A 16,983-nucleotide genomic window follows, 5' to 3' on the forward strand; every position below is an offset into this window, starting at 1 on the left:
CTGCAACAGCGATCGTAAGATCAAATGAACCGTAGAGCGACCTCACCCCGGAAACTACATGCTTACACAATCGTAACCGGGATGGACAGCTCTGCGAGCTGACTGCGAATCGGGTCCGACAACCGCGAATCTGTGATAATTTCGGACACTTGCGACAAGTTCACCACATGTGTAAACGCCTGCTGCCCGAATTTGCTCGCATCTGCCAGTAAAATCACGCGATCTGCAATGCTGACCATTTTCTGCTTCAAACGAGCTTGCAGCTCATTCGATTCACTAATGCCACGATCCAGATGAACTCCTTGACTGGAAAAAAACAGCTTATCTACATAATAGGTTTCTAATGAACGCTCTGCGAGCGGGCCTACGAACGATAGTGAACGTTGAAGCAGCTGACCTCCCGTCGAAATAACCTCGATTTTTTCCTTACCTGCCAGCTCTGTAGCTACCCGAATCGAATTCGTCAGTATCGTTAAAGGAATATCCGGCAGACTAGACGCCATATACCAGGCAGTCGTACTGGCATCCAGCAAAATGCGATCATGTGGCTGAATCTGCTTGACCGCTTCCTCAGCAATCCGACGCTTTTCCTCTGCGTTCATAATTTCCCGTACCGCATAGGGCGTTTCAGGCTGCTCGTTTTTGACACTAACCGCTCCCCCATGTGAACGGCGCAGTCGTCCCGCCTGCTCCAGACGATCCAGATCGCGGCGAATCGTTTCTTCCGTTACTTTACATAGCTCACTCAATTCGGACACCCGTATGCTTCCTCTTTCATTCACGAGCTGCACAATCATCTCATATCTTTCTGCGACCAGCATGACAATCTCACTCCACATCTTTAATGTACAAAAAGTCCTGTCACCCGCCGGAACTGCCCGTAGGCATCCTCCCACGCTTCTGACTCGGCAGGTTCATATTCCTCTACGGTAATCGAATCCGCAATCACCCGGCGTGCTTCCCATATATCGGCGAACTTTCCCTGTGTCATCCATTGTACCGCAAGATTGCCGATTGCGCTCGCTTCTGCGGGGCCCGCCCATACGGGTTTTTGAATCGAGTTGGCCGTCCATTGGCACAGCAAGCGATTTTGAATCCCACCGCCGACCATATGCAAGCCATTAAAACGCTGTCCTGACACTCGTTCTGTAAGCTCCAAAATGTAACGATACTTTAACGCCAGACTTTCCAGAATACAGCGTGTAATTTCGCCCGGCGTTTCCGGCAATGGCTGCCCGGTATTGCGGCAGTATTGGCGTATGCGTGTTTTCATATCTCCGGCATGCAAAAACAGTTCATCATCCGGGTCAATCAAACAAGTGAACGCTGGAGCCTGTTCTGCCATATGAACCAATTCAGGAAAGGAATAGGAGTTTCCCTGCCGCTCCCACTCTCTGCGCGCCTCCTGTAGTATCCACAGTCCCATGATATTTTTTAGCAACCTGTAAGTCCGGCCCACGCCGCCTTCATTTGTAAAATTAAATCGAAGCGTATCATCATTGATTACTGGCTGTGCGGTCTCCGTTCCCATCAGGGACCATGTTCCGCAGCTCAAGTACGCAAAGGACTGCTCCAGCGCAGGCACGGCCGCCACTGCTGATCCTGTGTCATGCTCTGCTACTGCAATCACAGGAATCGCTCCAATGCCCAGATCCGTCATGACCGATGAACGGATTGTACCTGCAACACTTCCCGGCTCCAGTACCTCTCCAAACCAAGAGCGGGGAATGTTGATTCCGGACAAAAGCTCATCATCCCATTTTTGCTGTAACGGATGATACAATTGCGTGCTGGTTGCATTCGAAAACTCATGATACATTTCACCTGTCAGAAAATACCGCAGCAAATCAGGGATCATCAGGAAATGTTCCGCCTGCTCTAGCAAGGGTGATCTTGCATTTCGCATAGCAGCCAGCTGATAAATCGTATTAAACGTCAAAAACTGAATGCCTGTACGCTGGAAAATAAACTCTTTTACCAGTTGTTCCTGTACTTTTTCCATTACTCCATGGGTCTGCCAATCCCGATAATGATAAGGGTTGCCCAGCAATTCTCCGGTTTCTCCAATCAGTCCAAAATCGACCGCCCAGGAGTCAATCGCCAGGCTGGATGGATTCATTCCCATATGCTTGGCTTTGAGCAATCCTTGCTGAACCTCGTGATAGAGACGCAATATATCCCAGTGCAGACGCTCCCCAACCTTGACCGGATCATTGGAAAAGCGGTGGATTTCTTCCACCACGATACGTGAATCTGTCAATTTTCCGAGCAGAACCCTGCCGCTGCTTGCCCCCAAATCATAAGCGAGGATGCTCACCAGCCCGCACCACCCTTGCCTCTTTGCAAAATCTGCGTACCATACTCAGACGCCAAGTAGGCTTTCATTGGATCTGCAGGTAATCCTTGCTCTTCACGGATCGCTTTAAGCAACGGGGCCACATCAAACTCAAATGCTTGGCGTACCGCATCCTCCGCACCCAGCACATCCTGACGGCTCGACGCTTCCTCCACCTCTGCATGATTAATCAAGAGTGCCTTCGCATATTGAGTCTGCACATTCAGTACCGAGCGAATCATGGCCGGAATTTTGGGTTCGATATTGTGCGACTGGTCGATCAAATAAGCAATTTTATCAACGGTATGGCGGATATCTGCATCAACATCCTGAGCTGCGTTCAAAATTTGGTAAAAGATTAAAAACAGCTCATACGGATTGGCAGAACCCACGATCAAATCATCATCCGCATATTTATAACTGTTAAAATGAAAGCCGCCCAGTCGTTTCTCATCCATTAAAAACGCAACAATATGCTCCACGTTGGCCCCCGGCAGATGATGCCCTGTATCCACCAGCACCTGTGCCTGCGGCCCTAACTTGGTCGCGTAATGGTACGCCATGCCCCAATCGGCAATATCCGTATGGTAAAAGGCCGGCTCAAACGCCTTGTATTCAATCAGCATGCGCATGTCTGGCGTGAGCGCCTTATACATTTCGCTGAGTGCCTCCAGCATCCAATTTTTGCGTTTGCGAATGTCCCCCTGACCGGGATAATTCGTTCCGTCTGCGAACCATAAGCTAAAATCGTTGGAGCCCGTTTCCTTTGCAATATCCACGCATTCCAGCAAATGGTTGATAGCCTTGCGGCGGATTGCCGGGTCTACATTCGTAACACTACCGAGCATGTAGTCCTCGTCTTGAAACAGATTGGGATTTACGGCCCCAATCTGCAGGCCAAGACTTTCGGCATGACTGCGAAGCTTACCGTAATTGTCTACTTTATCCCACGGGATGTGAATGGCAACGGACGGACACAAGCCTGTCAAGGCATGAACCTGTGCGGCATCCTCCAGCTTTTCGAACGGATCACGCGGCACGCCCGTTTTCTGAAAGACTTTAAAACGTGTACCTGAGTCGCCATATCCCCAGGACGGTGTTTCTATGCTTAGCGCTTTCAGCTTGGTCTTTACTTGCTCCAGGTCAATACCCCGTTGTTGTTGCTGCTCCTCAAATAAGGCGTACGCTTTGTCACTCATCGTGGTTCCTCCTTGAAAAGTAAGTGAGTTATGGGGGGGAGGCCGCTTCGCGTCTGGATCATTCTTCCGATCGCTGTTATCCCCAGATTTTTTTTATCTTATAGAACATATTAAAGGTGAAAATCCGGGGATAAAGGCGAACGCTACGCTTCTTCAGAACGTTTCCATCCGCTCCGCTGCTGACCACCCATAAAGTCACTTTTATTTTAAAGTGTTAGCGTGTATATAAAGGCATTCGCGCGTAAATAAGTTAACACAACTTATTTACGTGTTTGAAATTAATTAAAAACCTCTTCGTACTATGGGCTTGTGGCCTGGATTATTGCAGTAAATTAGTACATTAAATTAGTTCGCTATGATCCTAAGTGTTCTATTGGACTGCCTTCATTGGCTTCCTAGCGCGTAAAGGCTGCGGGTACACCGCCGTCGATGGTCATCATACAGCCTGTCGTTTTTTCCGCCTTGGATGAGGCGAAAAAGGCTATGCCCTCCGCGATATCCTGCGGATAGATATTGACCAGCAGCGTCGTTCGCTTGCGGTAATGCTCCTCCAGTTGGTCTGGATCAATACCATAGGCGGCGGCGCGCTCATTGCGCCAATTGGAGTTCCAGATCGCCGAGCCTTGCAAAATTGCATCTGGCAAAATGGTGTTTACGCGGATACCGTATTCCCCGCCTTCTGCGGCAATACAACGGGCCAGATGCGCCTCCAGCGCCTTGACCGAGCTGTAGGCCGTTACATTTTTACCTGCATAGACCGAGTTTTTGGAGCCGACGAACACCATGCTGCCGCCAAGCGTCTGTTCCTTCATCAGCTTGAACGCTTCGCGTGCGACCAGAAAATAGCCTGTTCCCAGCACGTTCACGTTTAAATTCCATTCCTTTAATGATGTTTCATCAAATGGACTGGATGTAGCAAGACCTGCATTGTTTACGATAACATCTACACCACCATAGGTTAGCGCCGTTTCGGCATAGGCAGCCTGAATCTGATCTTCCTGCGTCACATCCATTTTTACGGCGATGGCACGGTTTTCACCGTAACTGCTGTTTATGTCTGCGGCTATTTTTTGCGCACCTTCCAGATTGAGGTCTGCCAATACGACATGCGCACCTTCATCTACCAAACGCCGTGCAGTTGCACTGCCGATTCCGCCTGCACCGCCTGTAATGAACGCAATTTTGCGTGAAAATTCCGCTTCTGCTGGCGCCAGTGACAGCTTGTAAAGCTCCAGCGGCCAGTATTCCACGTTGTAAGATTCATTTTCACTGAGCGAAACAAACTCCCCTAACGCCGTTGCTCCTCGCATGACAGCAATAGCACGATGATACAAGGCACCACTTACCTGTGCATTACTCCAGCTTTTGCCTGTGTTGATCATCCCTACACCCGGAATCAAGATTACACGCGGCGCTGCTTCAAATCTCACGTCTCCTTCATGTCGATTACGCTCGAAATAAGCTTGGTACTGCTCTTTATAGGCTGCTATACCCTCGGCAAGCTTAACTTTCAGCCCCTCAACATTCTCTATATCCGGTGTCCAATCTACATAGAGCGGTTTCATTTTGGTATGAACCAGATGATCCGGGCATGCTGCTCCAACCTGGGATAAAGCACTAGAATCCAGGCCGTTCACAAACTCCAACACATCCTCCGCGTCATCAAAGGTGAGGATCATCTTTTTCTCATCACTGACTGCACCCCGGACGGATGGCATGACCTGGGACACTATGCTGCGGCGCTCCTCTGAAGTAAGCGCTTTATATTTTGCGCCTCCAAACCCCTGCTTTTCCTCTTGGTGAGCTTTAATATAGCTTTCTGCTTCTTGGATGATTTCGATCGTTTTGGCATAAGCCGCTTCGGATGTGTCTCCCCACGTAACCAGGCCATGCTTTTCCATCAATACCAACTCAGCTTGTGGATGATCGAGTACCCCTTGGGCAATCATTTTCGACAGCTTAAAGCCGGGACGGATATAGGGTACCCATACAAAACGATCACCGAAAATTTCCTTAGCGATTTCCTTGCCGTTATGCGCACAGCATAAGCTGATAATCGCGTCCGGATGTGTATGATCGACATGCTTAAAAGGCAAAAAAGCATGCAATAGCGTCTCAATCGAGGCACGCGGATGCTTGGCATCAATCATACAATTCGCCAGATAAGCAACCATATCCTCGTCAGATATATCTTCCCGCTCAAACAAAGGACGGATATCCTCCATACGAAGTCCTGTGAAGTTATGCGCTTTCATTGTTGCAAGATCGGAACCGCTACCCTTAACGTACATCACTTCCACTTCACGCCCGCGGAAATCCTCTATCGTTGTTTTGGCCGAAGTATTGCCGCCTCCCCAGTTGCACACGCTCCTATCTGTGCCAATCAGGTTAGAACGGTATACGAGTTGTTCCAGCGTGCTTTTCTGCTCAGATGCTTGTGAAGAATTCCATAGACTTTGTACCATAGGAAAAAGACCTCCAAGTTCTGTTTTGGTTTTGAATTGTTTTATTAAGGTGGATATTTTTTTGTTTATGGAGACTATAACACTTTTGTTTTAATTTGAAAATATAAAATACAAAAATAATCAAAAATAAATTTTAATTTTATCCATATGTAACACGAATATATCGTCTAGCTTAAAATATAATAAGGCCGTGCCGGGGTCAGGTCATAAGAACCTTTTCCGGTACAGCCTTTTGACAGGTAAATCACTTTATTGCCAAGCATATTGCTGCAAATTTGATTACGCTCTATTTTAAAGGAAGGAAGATCAGAACATATCAAGTTGTTTTTTAACGACTGCTGGTACACCTGCAGCCATGGAAAATTCAGGTATATCCTCTTTAACAAAGGCCCCACCACCGATCATAGACCAACAACCAATGTGACGTTTCTCCCGTACCGAGGCACCAATGCCGATATAGGCACCCTCATCTATGGTTACATTGCCTGCCAGATTCACACCCGGGGCTATGGTTACATAATCGCCAATAACCGCATCATGACTCACGTTAACACTCCGATTGATAATTACATGCTGTCCGATCTTAATATTGTCCGACAGGACAGCCCCTTCAAAGACCATGCTTCCTTCTCCAATGGTGTTTCTTCGAGACAAACGAATACGGGGATGTATTAGCGGAGCTGCGATACGAAATCCCAATTGAATTGTATTATTAACGAATCGCTTCTTTAATGCCGGGTCACCCACCCCCGCACAGATCAGCTCCACCTCATATTTTAACGCTTCAATGTCATTCAACGTCCCCAGTACAGGAGCGCCATTTACGATCTGCCCTTTCATCTCAGGTCGTTCGTCCAAAAAACCTGCCACTTTCACTCCTAGCTCTTCACATAACCAGTTGATTTCCCTTGCATGTCCGCCTGATCCCCAAATCACGATTTTCCTCATCCGGTTGTCTCTTTTCCCAGGCTTCCTAGAACGTTTACAATTCTTCGAACAATAATCTCGTCCAGTTCTTCCCACAAGGGCAGGCTGACAATATGTTTGGCAATATGTTCGGTAACACGAAGAGTAGACCGCGTATAGCTTTGGAACTGCTTCTGCTGATGGCACGCCGGAGAAAAATAGGTTCTGGCTTCTATTGAATTAGAGGCTAATAACTTAACGACCTCTTGATTCGTGTGTGAATCCGGACTAAGGAGAGGGATAAATTGATGGACAACTGATCCTTGCGTTTTTTGTATAGACCATCCTCGTTCTAATAAGTCTGCTTGAAGCAGTTCTTGAAGATAATATTCGTAGATCGTCCTTCTGTTCTCCCGTACAGTCTTAAAATGATCGAGGGTGGCTAAAGCGATAGCAGCGGTATACTCGGATATCTTACTGTTAAGACCTTGGGTGACAGACTCCCTGCTGCTGGAGAAACCGAAATTCCCTGCCTGACGAATTCGCTTAATGAGATCTTGGTCCAGACTGTATACCAATCCACCCTCTCCGATACCAAAAGATTTGGTGGCATGAAAGCTGAATACTACGGCCCCTCCAAAACCTTTGCCAAAATGGGTGGCTTCCTCGGGCGTTATCGTTCCAAAGCTGGCAGCAGCATCAATGACTACCGGAATTCCCTGCTCCTGCAGCTTATTATATACGGATAAATCAATGGCTGTACCGAAAGTGGCATATGGAACGATTACCGCAATCTCATCTCCCAGCAGCTTGACTGTCTGCTCTAACTGCTCCCTATTCATTTGCCAATTCTCCGGTTCAATGTCAAGGAAGTAGGGTTCTAACCCACACCACTCAGCAGCAAGTGGGGTGGCCGCAAAAGTAAAACTTGGCATAACTGCATATTTGCCCTGTGGTCGCTTGCTTTGGGCGATCGCCAAAATCAAGCCAATAGTAGCGTTATGAACGGTCACAGCCGAACCGATTCCATCAAACATTTGCGCAATGACCCGCTCTTCAAACAGGTTATTTAAGGGACCATAATTGGAGTAAATCCGGGTCTCTTCTATTTTCTTAAAATTGGAAATAAATCGTTCCTTTTTTACTAAATTAGGTCGTAAAAAGGGAATATCGAACATGAGCCAGCCTCCTTCGCATATGGGATGAGCAGACTAGGATTCCAATGTTTTTAATATCATTTCAATTCGCTCGATATCTGCAACAAATTGTGGACGACCCCTTATACGTTCCTGATAAGCATGAAGTGCAGTTTTAAACAAATCATCAGTATCAAGAAATCCATCGTCTCTTGAGGCAATCATAATATCTAACCATTCCGTGAACGCATTTTGACCAAGCGTCTGATTATTTTGATTGGGATGTATTCGGAAATAGCTTAGTGCTTCAGGAATATAAACTGCTTTTCCTTTGGATAGTAAGTTCAACCAGGAAGCTAAATCATTAAGAAGAGAATACTGTTTTCCTTTATAAACCCCAAACCGTTCGATAAGATCTGCTTTTTTGAAAAACACTGTTGTAGGTTCCCCAATCACATTTAAACAACGAGTTAATGCAACGTTTGCCAACATTCTTCCGTCCATGATCCTTGTTTCCTCGTACAGCCTTTCCGTTGCATAGAGCGGTGGGAGAATAGTCCCTGATTCATCCATGGTTTGCCGATACGAGGTAACCAGTGTGATGTTTTCGAAATTTTCAAAAAAATAGATCATCCTTGCTATTTTTTCTTTTTGAAACATGTCGTCATCCATCAAATAATTGATATATTCGCCTGACGCCAAATCAAAACATTTATGCCAATTTTCGAGAAAAAGATTTTTATCATTTTTATAATATTTAATTTGGGGAAAAGAATCTAAATAAGAATCAAGCATTTCTTGTACTTCATTCGTTGTACTGTCATCACAGATAATGATTTCGATGTTCGGATAAGTTTGTTCCAATACACTGTCGATGGCGATTTTTAGTGTATGCGGCCGATTATATGCAGGTATAACTACACTTACTAATGGGCATTGCACGCTTACTCCACCTTTCCTTTATGCTTAGGTGTCTACGCCGGAGGTTTCAAACGATTTAATTTGCTATGTTCACATGGGCTGGCATTTTCCTCACATCCCCGAACACATACACATACATATACATATATATTGCTGAAAAATAAAATGATGCCGGGAAAATGGATGTTTCAATAAAAACAATACTAACATCTGAATCGGCACCTCCCTCTCGTTGGTGTTCGAAACTGGTAAAGGGGAATGATCATGTCATTGAATTTCACTCCGCTACTGACAGCTCATTTATTTGTATCGAAGAAGGTTTTAAAGGATCATGTAAAAGAATTGATAGATAGATTGGAAGAGAATCACATTACAATAAACTTGTATGAGGCTGATCAACCACTTATAGACAATAGCCTCCAAAAACCTCGGGTTTACGTCTCGCTCGGAGAAGAGTGGGGAGAATTTTCAGCACTAAAAGCGTTACCTGGTCACGAAAAAAAACGCTGGTTACACTTCCAATCACCAGACGAAATTCAACCTATGCATTTATTTTTCTGCTGGCTTAGGGCAACAGATCCTCTTCCGGAGAATAGAACGATTCCTCCAACACATTTCTCTTCAAACACACCTTTAATATCCGTGTTTACTGCCAGTTACAGATCAAAAGAAAAAATTCAACGACCTTATCAATCTTTATTAAAGCAGACCTACAAGAACTGGGAATGGGTAATCGTGGATGATTCCGGTGATGAAGATGAGACATACAAGGAGTATTTACTACCTTTAGAGGATCACCGTGTGCGAAGATACCGCCAAGATTCCCGCAATGGTTATATAGGGGCTATCAAAAGGTTTGCAGCCGGTCTATGTACAGGGGAAATTTTAGTAGAAGTTGATCATGATGATGAGCTAACTCCTGACTGCCTAGAGAAAATCGTCAAAGCATTTCAACAAAATCCTGACTGTGGCTTTGTTTATGGGGATTGTGCTGAGGTGTATGCAGGGAGCAATCATGCGCATTGGTACGGCTGGGATTGTGGCTTTGGTTACAGTATTCATTATCGAGTCTGGCTGCATGATATGAACAGATGGCAAAATGTACAAAAACATACGACCATTAATGGCAAAACCATTCGTCATCTGGTCGGTTTACCCAATCATCCACGTGCGTGGACGAGGGACTGTTATCATCTGATCGGAGGCCATCGCAATGAACTACTGGTAGCAGATGATTACGATATGCTGGTCCGGACGTTTCTTTGCACTAAATTTGTAAACATCCCCGATTTGATATATATCCAATATCGTAACGAACAAGGAAATAACACTACATTCCTCAGAAATAAGCAGATTCAGATTCTTGTAGGGGAACTATATAGATCTAATTTTCAAAGGATTCAAATGAGATTGAAAGAATTCGATTTACCACAGCTATTGCCTTATCGTCGTATATGGGAGACTTCTACAGATGATCCTGCCCGGAAATCTGCTCACGTTATTCAAGAAGATACCTCAAGATTCTCGATATTGTTCCCTATCCCCCATTCCTGCCCTGAAATAGAGCATACGCAATTAAATAAGACACTCCAAAAGGGCATTGAAAACAACTTTAGGGAGATCGAAATTGTGGTTGTAGGTCGAATTCCATCAGAAATCGAAACCTATGCCTCCAAAGCTCCCAGGGGAGCCATACGATGGTGGCCTATGGAGCCAAATGATTCATTAGAAACTTGTATTCAATATGCAAAATTTGTTGCGTCCTGTAAAGAGAAAGTGGTTGTGTTGCCCTAAATTACAACAATGCTGAATAGAATATTGGCCAACAATTATTTTCCAATGCCTTTGTCGAAGTCTCTTGGAATTATTTCCATGGAGCTTCGACAAAGGTTTTTTTTTTACAGCAGAACTGCAAAATATTAACTTAAAACAAAAAAAGGACCCAAAAGTTATAAATAACTTTTGAGTCCTCTAAATATACCTTGACCTTAAGCTTACAAAATGCCTTGGTCTCCTTGAACTCCCTGAGGTCCTTGATCGCCTTGGACGCCTTGAACTCCTTGAGGACCTTGGTCGCCTTGGACGCCTTGAACCCCTTGAGGGCCTTGGTCGCCTTGAGGGCCTTGAGCACCTAGAGGACCTTGGTCGCCTTGGGCTCCTTGAATTCCCTGAGGGCCTTGGTCGCCTTGGACGCCTTGAACTCCTTGAGGACCTTGGTCGCCTTGGACGCCTTGAACTCCTTGAGGACCTTGGTCGCCTTGGACGCCTTGAACTCCTTGAGGTCCTTGGTCGCCTTGGACGCCTTGAACCCCTTGAGGGCCTTGGTCGCCTTGAGGGCCTTGAGCACCTAGAGGACCTTGGTCGCCTTGAGGGCCTTGAGCACCTAGAGGACCTTGGTCGCCTTGGACGCCTTGAACTCCTTGAGGGCCTTGAGCACCTAGAGGGCCTTCAGCACCTTGTGGACCTAGAGGGCCTTGAGCACCTAGAGGGCCTTGAACACCTTGTGGACCTAGAGGGCCTTGAGCACCTTGGACGCCCTGAACACCCTGAGGTCCTTGGTCGCCTTGAGCTCCCTGAACACCCTGAGGGCCTTGGTCGCCTTGGACGCCTTGAACTCCCTGAGGTCCTTGGTCACCTTGGGCTCCTTGAACACCCTGTGGTCCTTGGTCGCCTTGGGCTCCCTGAACTCCTTGAGGGCCTTGGTCGCCTTGGGCTCCTTGAACGCCTTGAGGGCCTTGATCGCCTTGGGCTCCCTGAACGCCTTGAGGTCCTTGGTCGCCTTGGACACCTTGAACGCCTTGAGGGCCTTGGTCACCTTGGGCTCCTTGAACGCCTTGAGGGCCTTGGTCACCTTGGGCTCCCTGAACACCCTGAGGTCCTTGGTCGCCTTGGGCTCCCTGAACACCCTGTGGTCCTTGGTCGCCTTGGGCTCCCTGAACTCCTTGAGGGCCTTGGTCGCCTTGGTCGCCTTGAACTCCCTGAGGGCCTTGGTCGCCTTGAACGCCTTGAGGGCCTTGATCGCCTTGGGCTCCCTGAACTCCTTGAGGTCCTTGGTCGCCTTGAACGCCTTGAGCTCCCTGAGGGCCTTGGTCGCCTTGGACGCCTTGAACTCCTTGAGGGCCTTGGTCGCCTTGGACGCCTTGAACACCCTGAGGGCCTTGGTCACCTTGAACGCCTTGAACTCCCTGAGGTCCTTGGTCGCCTTGGACGCCCTGAACTCCCTGAGGTCCTTGGTCGCCTTGGGCTCCTTGAACGCCTTGAGGTCCTTGGTCGCCTTGGACGCCTTGAACTCCCTGAGGTCCTTGATCGCCTTGGACACCTTGAACGCCTTGAGGGCCTTGGTCGCCTTGGACGCCTTGAACTCCCTGAGGTCCTTGGTCGCCTTGGACGCCTTGAACTCCCTGAGGTCCTTGGTCGCCTTGAACGCCTTGAGGGCCTTGATCGCCTTGGGCTCCCTGAACTCCTTGAGGTCCTTGGTCGCCTTGAACGCCTTGAGCTCCCTGAGGGCCTTGGTCACCTTGAACGCCTTGAGGTCCTTGGTCGCCTTGGTCGCCTTGAACGCCTTGAGGTCCTTGGTCGCCTTGAACGCCTTGAGCTCCCTGAGGGCCTTGGTCACCTTGAACGCCTTGAGGTCCTTGGTCGCCTTGAACGCCTTGAGGTCCTTGATCGCCTTGGGCTCCCTGAGGTCCTTGGTCGCCTTGGGCTCCTTGAACACCCTGAGGTCCTTGGTCGCCTTGAGCTCCTTGAGCTCCTTGGTCACCTTGAACGCCCTGAGGTCCTTGGTCACCTTGGGCTCCTTGAACGCCTTGAGGTCCTTGGTCGCCTTGGGCTCCTTGAGGTCCTTGGTCGCCTTGGGCTCCTTGAACACCCTGAGGTCCTTGGTCGCCTTGGGCTCCTTGAACTCCCTGAGGTCCTTGATCGCCTTGGGCTCCTTGAACTCCCTGAGGTCCTTGGTCGCCTTGAGCTCCTTGAGGTCCTTGGTCGCCTTGGACGCCTTGAACTCCCTGAGGTCCTTGGTCACCTTGGGCTCCTTGAACTCCCTGAGGTCCTTGGTCACCTTGGGCTCCTTGAACGCCTTGAGGTCCTTGATCGCCTTGGGCTCCCTGAGGTCCTTGGTCGCCTTGAGCTCCTTGAGGTCCTTGGTCGCCTTGAGCTCCTTGAGGTCCTTGGTCGCCTTGGACGCCTTGAACTCCCTGAGGTCCTTGGTCACCTTGGGCTCCTTGAACTCCCTGAGGTCCTTGGTCACCTTGGGCTCCTTGAACTCCCTGAGGTCCTTGGTCGCCTTGGACGCCTTGAGGTCCTTGGTCGCCTTGGGCTCCTTGAACTCCTTGAGGTCCTTGATCGCCTTGGACTCCCTGAGGTCCTTGGTCGCCTTGAACGCCTTGAACACCTTGAGGTCCTTGAGCACCCTGAGGCCCTTGAACACCCTGAGGTCCTTGGTCACCTTGAACGCCTTGAACACCCTGAGGTCCTTGGTCACCTTGGGCTCCTTGAACGCCTTGAGGTCCTTGATCGCCTTGGACGCCTTGAGGTCCTTGGTCGCCTTGGACACCTTGGGCTCCCTGAACACCCTGAGGTCCTTGGTCGCCTTGGACGCCTTGAGGTCCTTGGTCGCCTTGGGCTCCTTGAACTCCCTGAGGTCCTTGGTCGCCTTGGACGCCTTGAGGTCCTTGGTCGCCTTGGGCTCCTTGAACTCCTTGAGGTCCTTGATCGCCTTGGACTCCCTGAGGTCCTTGGTCGCCTTGAACGCCTTGAACACCTTGAGGTCCTTGAGCACCCTGAGGCCCTTGAACACCTTGAGGTCCTTGGACACCTTGGACGCCTTGAACACCTTGAGGTCCTTGAGCACCCTGAGGCCCTTGAACACCTTGAGGTCCTTGGACACCTTGAGGTCCTTGGACGCCTTGATCGGTTCCTAAAAGTTCATCAGATACTAACCGATGCGCAGGTACTAATTGCCCCAATGCATCTTTACCCCAAACAGAAATTTGAGTTTCATCCTCTGCTGGCCCGCTTGTGGTAAACACGAATTCAAATGCGTCGAAACCTGCAAAGAAATTCCTAGTTAAAACCACATTGGGCCCCACTGCCACTAGTTGTTGTACATATAATGTTCTGCTACCGTTTAAAATAAAACCCTCAATTAAAACAGTAGAAGAATTTACAGAATCACGGTTATCTATTTTTACAGTGACCAGTTGGGTGGGTCTGACTCCTAGAACAGGATCGTTTGCAATGGGTCCAGTTGATAATACTGCCATTTAGGTACTCCCTCCTCTCTAGTAAAAAGCAAATTTTTTTTTGTGAACAACGATCTTTCTCAAGACCCTGTTCCCTCTATTTTATGTCTCAACCATTTGCTGCGATTGTGGTTCTATCTCTATACATATGTTGAGTTTTAAGACCCTAGTTGCTCATCCGCAACAATACGCTGAACATCAATGATTGTACCGCTCGCGTTTTTTCCCCAAACTGAAATATCAGTACTTTCTTCTGCTAAACCGCTTGTGGTAAAAACGAATTCATATGCGTCGAAGTTCGCTAGATAATTTCTCGTAACAACTGCATTGGGGGCTAAAGCTATTTGTTCTAGTACATACAATGTTCGTAAACCATTTAAAATGTAGCCCTGAATTAAAATAGTTGAAGAATTGACCAAATCACGGTTAATTATTTTAACGGTAACCTGCTGAATAGGCCTGATCCCACTAACAGGACTATTCTCAATAGGTCCAGTTGATAATACAGCCATTAAGTTCATCTCTCCTTTTCTATTTATTAACTACAAATCCATATTATATAAAAATACTATATATATTGAACTAAAAAATATATTTAGACCTTTATCTACTATATTTTTTAAAGTTCAATCTATATAGAACAGAATAGGGATTAATGTAGCTCCATGTATCATATTAATAACTTGTTACATATGATTGTTTGTTTACCTATTAAAATTAAAATAGATATTTACTTATTCAAGCCGTTTTTAATTCTGGGTACATTAAAAGGCAGTGACCGAGCATTAAGCAAGCTGATTCACCAATTTCTTTTCCAACCATAAAAAAGGATAAAGGCACCCTGAGAAAAAAGTGCCTTTATCCTTGTAGATCAATTTCAAATAAACTATACTCTCTTGCAAGCACGTTTACACAGAAACAGCGAAGGTTATAATAGTTACTTACAAATGTCACTTGCGACAACAGCTCATGCTACAACACTCTTACAGATCTATTTTTTAAATCCTTAAATTGTTCCATTTTTTGATTTTCATCCCACAAATAGTGAAATCCCCATCGATTAGTGGTATCCCCTTCCCGTAGCCCTTGTTTCAAGGCTGAGAAACGTGAATTCAGATAGTCAAATCCCAAGTATTTATAATGTAACAATAGCACTTCATTATTAGATGGTTTTATTACATTCCCAGCAGGTTCAGCAGTATGCCTACCAGGGCTAAAATTTATTTCTTGAATCGCACTTGGATTAAATATTTGAGGCTTATCGTACGTTTGACTTCTTACACCATTCCTTACCGTTTCATATAATGGTTGCTGGCTATTAGGAAAAAAATCAGAAACCATTTCATAACCATTAGGGACAATCAATGTTATCCCTTTCGAAGTACATTCCTGCAAATATGTTCTAAGGTTAGGGTGATAAAAATGTTCATCTACGTCACAGATAATAATCCAGTCTGCCTTATTCCTGCTTTCTTTCCAACATTGGTTGAATAGATCTTGTGCTGATCTCACGACCGAATTACCTTCGATCTCAAATCTATTCATATTTACTTTGGGATGTGCCTTTAACATGGATATAGAATTATCAGTCGAGTCATTATCGAAAATGTAATATTGGTCGGCTATATTATCATAGTGCTTAAAAAAAAACGGGAGCATCTTTTCTTCGTTCCAGCATAATGCGTATACATGTATGATCACGTATTCTTCCCCTCTCAAACTCATATCTTATGGATCAACTTGCTTGATAATATATGCAATTTATATTTGTGGGGTTCAAATCGTGGATGATGAGCTTTACTGCTTAGCAAAAGCCAACCCGGACCCCAAATTGGCTTTTAATAGGTATCCTAAGTTCATAGTTGGTCAAAGTGGATACCTCTTCAAAGGTACGGTAGACTTGTTCTTGATGCTAGTGCTATTGTTATATTATTCCAATCATATGAGGTGAGATGCACTATGTTCGAAAAAGATACGCATGAAATTCTGGCTTATTATGATGGCGGTGCAGAAATAGGCAGATTAGAGCGAGGCATCGGAAAAATAGAGCTGGAAAGATCAAAAGAAATCATTTCCCGTTATCTCAGCAAGTCCACTCATGTTATTTATGATATCGGCGGCGGTATAGGGGTCTACTCTTCGTGGCTGGCAGAACTGGGATATGAAGTTCATCTATTTGATCTTTCTTCGCAAGCCATTGAATTTGCTCGTCAGCAGCAACTGAATAAACCCATTATCAGCAAGCTGGAAACCGCAGATGCCAGAAATATTGATCGTAAAGATGAAAGCGCGGACATCGTGCTATTGATGGGACCTTTATATCATTTAACAGAACAGAAGGAACGAGTAAAAGCCCTGCAAGAAGCAGCGCGTGTCTTAAAAAAGGGGGGAACGCTGATTACTTCGGCTATTTCCAGGTTTGGCTCGTTACTGTGGGGGCTATCGGTGTACGGCGAGTGCAATACCATTTTAGAGGAAGATGCATTCATGGATATGGTCAGACAGGAGTTAACAGATGGTCAGCATGTACGACCGGCGGCTTATCCCTCTTTTATCACACGCTCCTACTTTCATACACCGGATGCCTTGCGTGCAGACTGGCAGGCGGCTGGATTGCAGGAGCCTCGTGTTTTGGGTGTGGAAGGCCCCGTCTGGATTGCACCCGGATTTGAAGAAAAATGGGCGATTCCCTCCCATCGCAGACGTTTGCTGGATATAGCACAGCAGGTTGAAGAGCAGGAATCCGTGATCGGTAGAGCCCGCATATGCTTGCCGTAGGTA

The 16,983-nt window shown here is 46.7% G+C and carries 13 protein-coding genes; 2 read left to right on the forward strand and 11 right to left on the reverse strand.

Features of this window, described 5'->3' with window-relative positions:
• Positions 1 to 62 precede the first annotated feature (62 nt).
• From ACU1JV_RS25960 to ACU1JV_RS25990, 7 genes are all read right to left on the reverse strand, one after another.
• A complete protein-coding gene (locus ACU1JV_RS25960; RefSeq protein WP_013370978.1) occupies positions 63 to 821 on the reverse strand; it encodes a DeoR/GlpR family DNA-binding transcription regulator in 759 nt (252 codons plus the stop codon).
• A 20-nt stretch (positions 822 to 841) separates the two neighbouring features.
• Positions 842 to 2,317, reverse strand: a complete 1,476-nt coding sequence (gene rhaB / locus ACU1JV_RS25965; protein WP_413986075.1) for a rhamnulokinase — start codon at positions 2,315 to 2,317, stop codon at positions 842 to 844.
• Complete coding sequence (gene rhaI / locus ACU1JV_RS25970) at positions 2,314 to 3,534, reverse strand: L-rhamnose isomerase (protein ID WP_413986074.1); 1,221 nt, start codon at positions 3,532 to 3,534, stop codon at positions 2,314 to 2,316. The genes rhaB and rhaI overlap by 4 nt, the downstream gene beginning before the upstream one ends.
• A gap of 395 nt (positions 3,535 to 3,929) precedes the next feature.
• On the reverse strand, positions 3,930 to 5,999 hold the full coding sequence (locus tag ACU1JV_RS25975) for a bifunctional aldolase/short-chain dehydrogenase (RefSeq protein ID WP_413986073.1): 2,070 nt from the start codon (positions 5,997 to 5,999) through the stop codon (positions 3,930 to 3,932).
• Between the two features lie 306 nt (positions 6,000 to 6,305).
• On the reverse strand, positions 6,306 to 6,947 hold the full coding sequence (locus ACU1JV_RS25980) for an acetyltransferase (RefSeq protein ID WP_346835648.1): 642 nt from the start codon (positions 6,945 to 6,947) through the stop codon (positions 6,306 to 6,308).
• A complete protein-coding gene (locus ACU1JV_RS25985) occupies positions 6,944 to 8,083 on the reverse strand; it encodes a DegT/DnrJ/EryC1/StrS family aminotransferase (protein ID WP_413986072.1) in 1,140 nt (379 codons plus the stop codon). Before ACU1JV_RS25985 ends, ACU1JV_RS25980 begins: the two co-directional genes overlap by 4 nt.
• A gap of 33 nt (positions 8,084 to 8,116) precedes the next feature.
• Positions 8,117 to 8,983, reverse strand: coding sequence for a glycosyltransferase family 2 protein (locus ACU1JV_RS25990; protein WP_013370971.1), 867 nt, complete (start codon positions 8,981 to 8,983; stop codon positions 8,117 to 8,119).
• A 243-nt stretch (positions 8,984 to 9,226) separates the two neighbouring features.
• On the opposite strand from ACU1JV_RS25990, the gene ACU1JV_RS25995 reads away from it, so the two are divergent.
• Positions 9,227 to 10,756: a glycosyltransferase gene (locus ACU1JV_RS25995; protein ID WP_413986071.1), complete on the forward strand. Its 1,530-nt coding sequence runs from the start codon at positions 9,227 to 9,229 to the stop codon at positions 10,754 to 10,756.
• Positions 10,757 to 11,093: 337 nt separating this feature from the next.
• Here ACU1JV_RS25995 and ACU1JV_RS26000 read toward each other — a convergent pair whose 3' ends face one another.
• The 4 genes from ACU1JV_RS26000 to ACU1JV_RS26015 form a co-directional block, all read right to left on the reverse strand.
• A complete protein-coding gene (locus tag ACU1JV_RS26000) occupies positions 11,094 to 11,309 on the reverse strand; it encodes a hypothetical protein (protein ID WP_413986070.1) in 216 nt (71 codons plus the stop codon).
• Positions 11,310 to 11,471: 162 nt separating this feature from the next.
• Complete coding sequence (locus ACU1JV_RS26005) at positions 11,472 to 13,847, reverse strand: hypothetical protein (RefSeq protein WP_446724703.1); 2,376 nt, start codon at positions 13,845 to 13,847, stop codon at positions 11,472 to 11,474.
• 513 nt (positions 13,848 to 14,360) lie between these two features.
• On the reverse strand, positions 14,361 to 14,714 hold the full coding sequence (locus ACU1JV_RS26010; protein ID WP_025675342.1) for a hypothetical protein: 354 nt from the start codon (positions 14,712 to 14,714) through the stop codon (positions 14,361 to 14,363).
• Positions 14,715 to 15,174: 460 nt separating this feature from the next.
• A complete protein-coding gene (locus ACU1JV_RS26015) occupies positions 15,175 to 15,903 on the reverse strand; it encodes a glycosyltransferase family 2 protein (protein WP_013370968.1) in 729 nt (242 codons plus the stop codon).
• 258 nt (positions 15,904 to 16,161) lie between these two features.
• Between ACU1JV_RS26015 and ACU1JV_RS26020 the strand changes: the two genes are divergently transcribed.
• Positions 16,162 to 16,980, forward strand: a complete 819-nt coding sequence (locus tag ACU1JV_RS26020; protein WP_413986068.1) for a class I SAM-dependent methyltransferase — start codon at positions 16,162 to 16,164, stop codon at positions 16,978 to 16,980.
• The last annotated feature ends 3 nt before the right edge of the window (positions 16,981 to 16,983 follow it).

This window comes from Paenibacillus sp. T2-29, assembly GCF_052921365.1.

Coding starts and splice junctions, on each gene's coding strand:
- ACU1JV_RS25960 (WP_013370978.1), bottom strand. CDS start 821: ATGCTGGTCGCAGAAAGATATGAGATGATTGTGCAGCTCGTGAATGAA.
- rhaI (WP_413986074.1), bottom strand. CDS start 3,534: ATGAGTGACAAAGCGTACGCCTTATTTGAGGAGCAGCAACAACAACGG.
- ACU1JV_RS25975 (WP_413986073.1), bottom strand. CDS start 5,999: ATGGTACAAAGTCTATGGAATTCTTCACAAGCATCTGAGCAGAAAAGC.
- ACU1JV_RS25980 (WP_346835648.1), bottom strand. CDS start 6,947: ATGAGGAAAATCGTGATTTGGGGATCAGGCGGACATGCAAGGGAAATC.
- ACU1JV_RS25985 (WP_413986072.1), bottom strand. CDS start 8,083: ATGTTCGATATTCCCTTTTTACGACCTAATTTAGTAAAAAAGGAACGA.
- ACU1JV_RS25995 (WP_413986071.1), top strand. CDS start 9,227: ATGTCATTGAATTTCACTCCGCTACTGACAGCTCATTTATTTGTATCG.
- ACU1JV_RS26010 (WP_025675342.1), bottom strand. CDS start 14,714: ATGGCTGTATTATCAACTGGACCTATTGAGAATAGTCCTGTTAGTGGG.
- ACU1JV_RS26020 (WP_413986068.1), top strand. CDS start 16,162: ATGTTCGAAAAAGATACGCATGAAATTCTGGCTTATTATGATGGCGGT.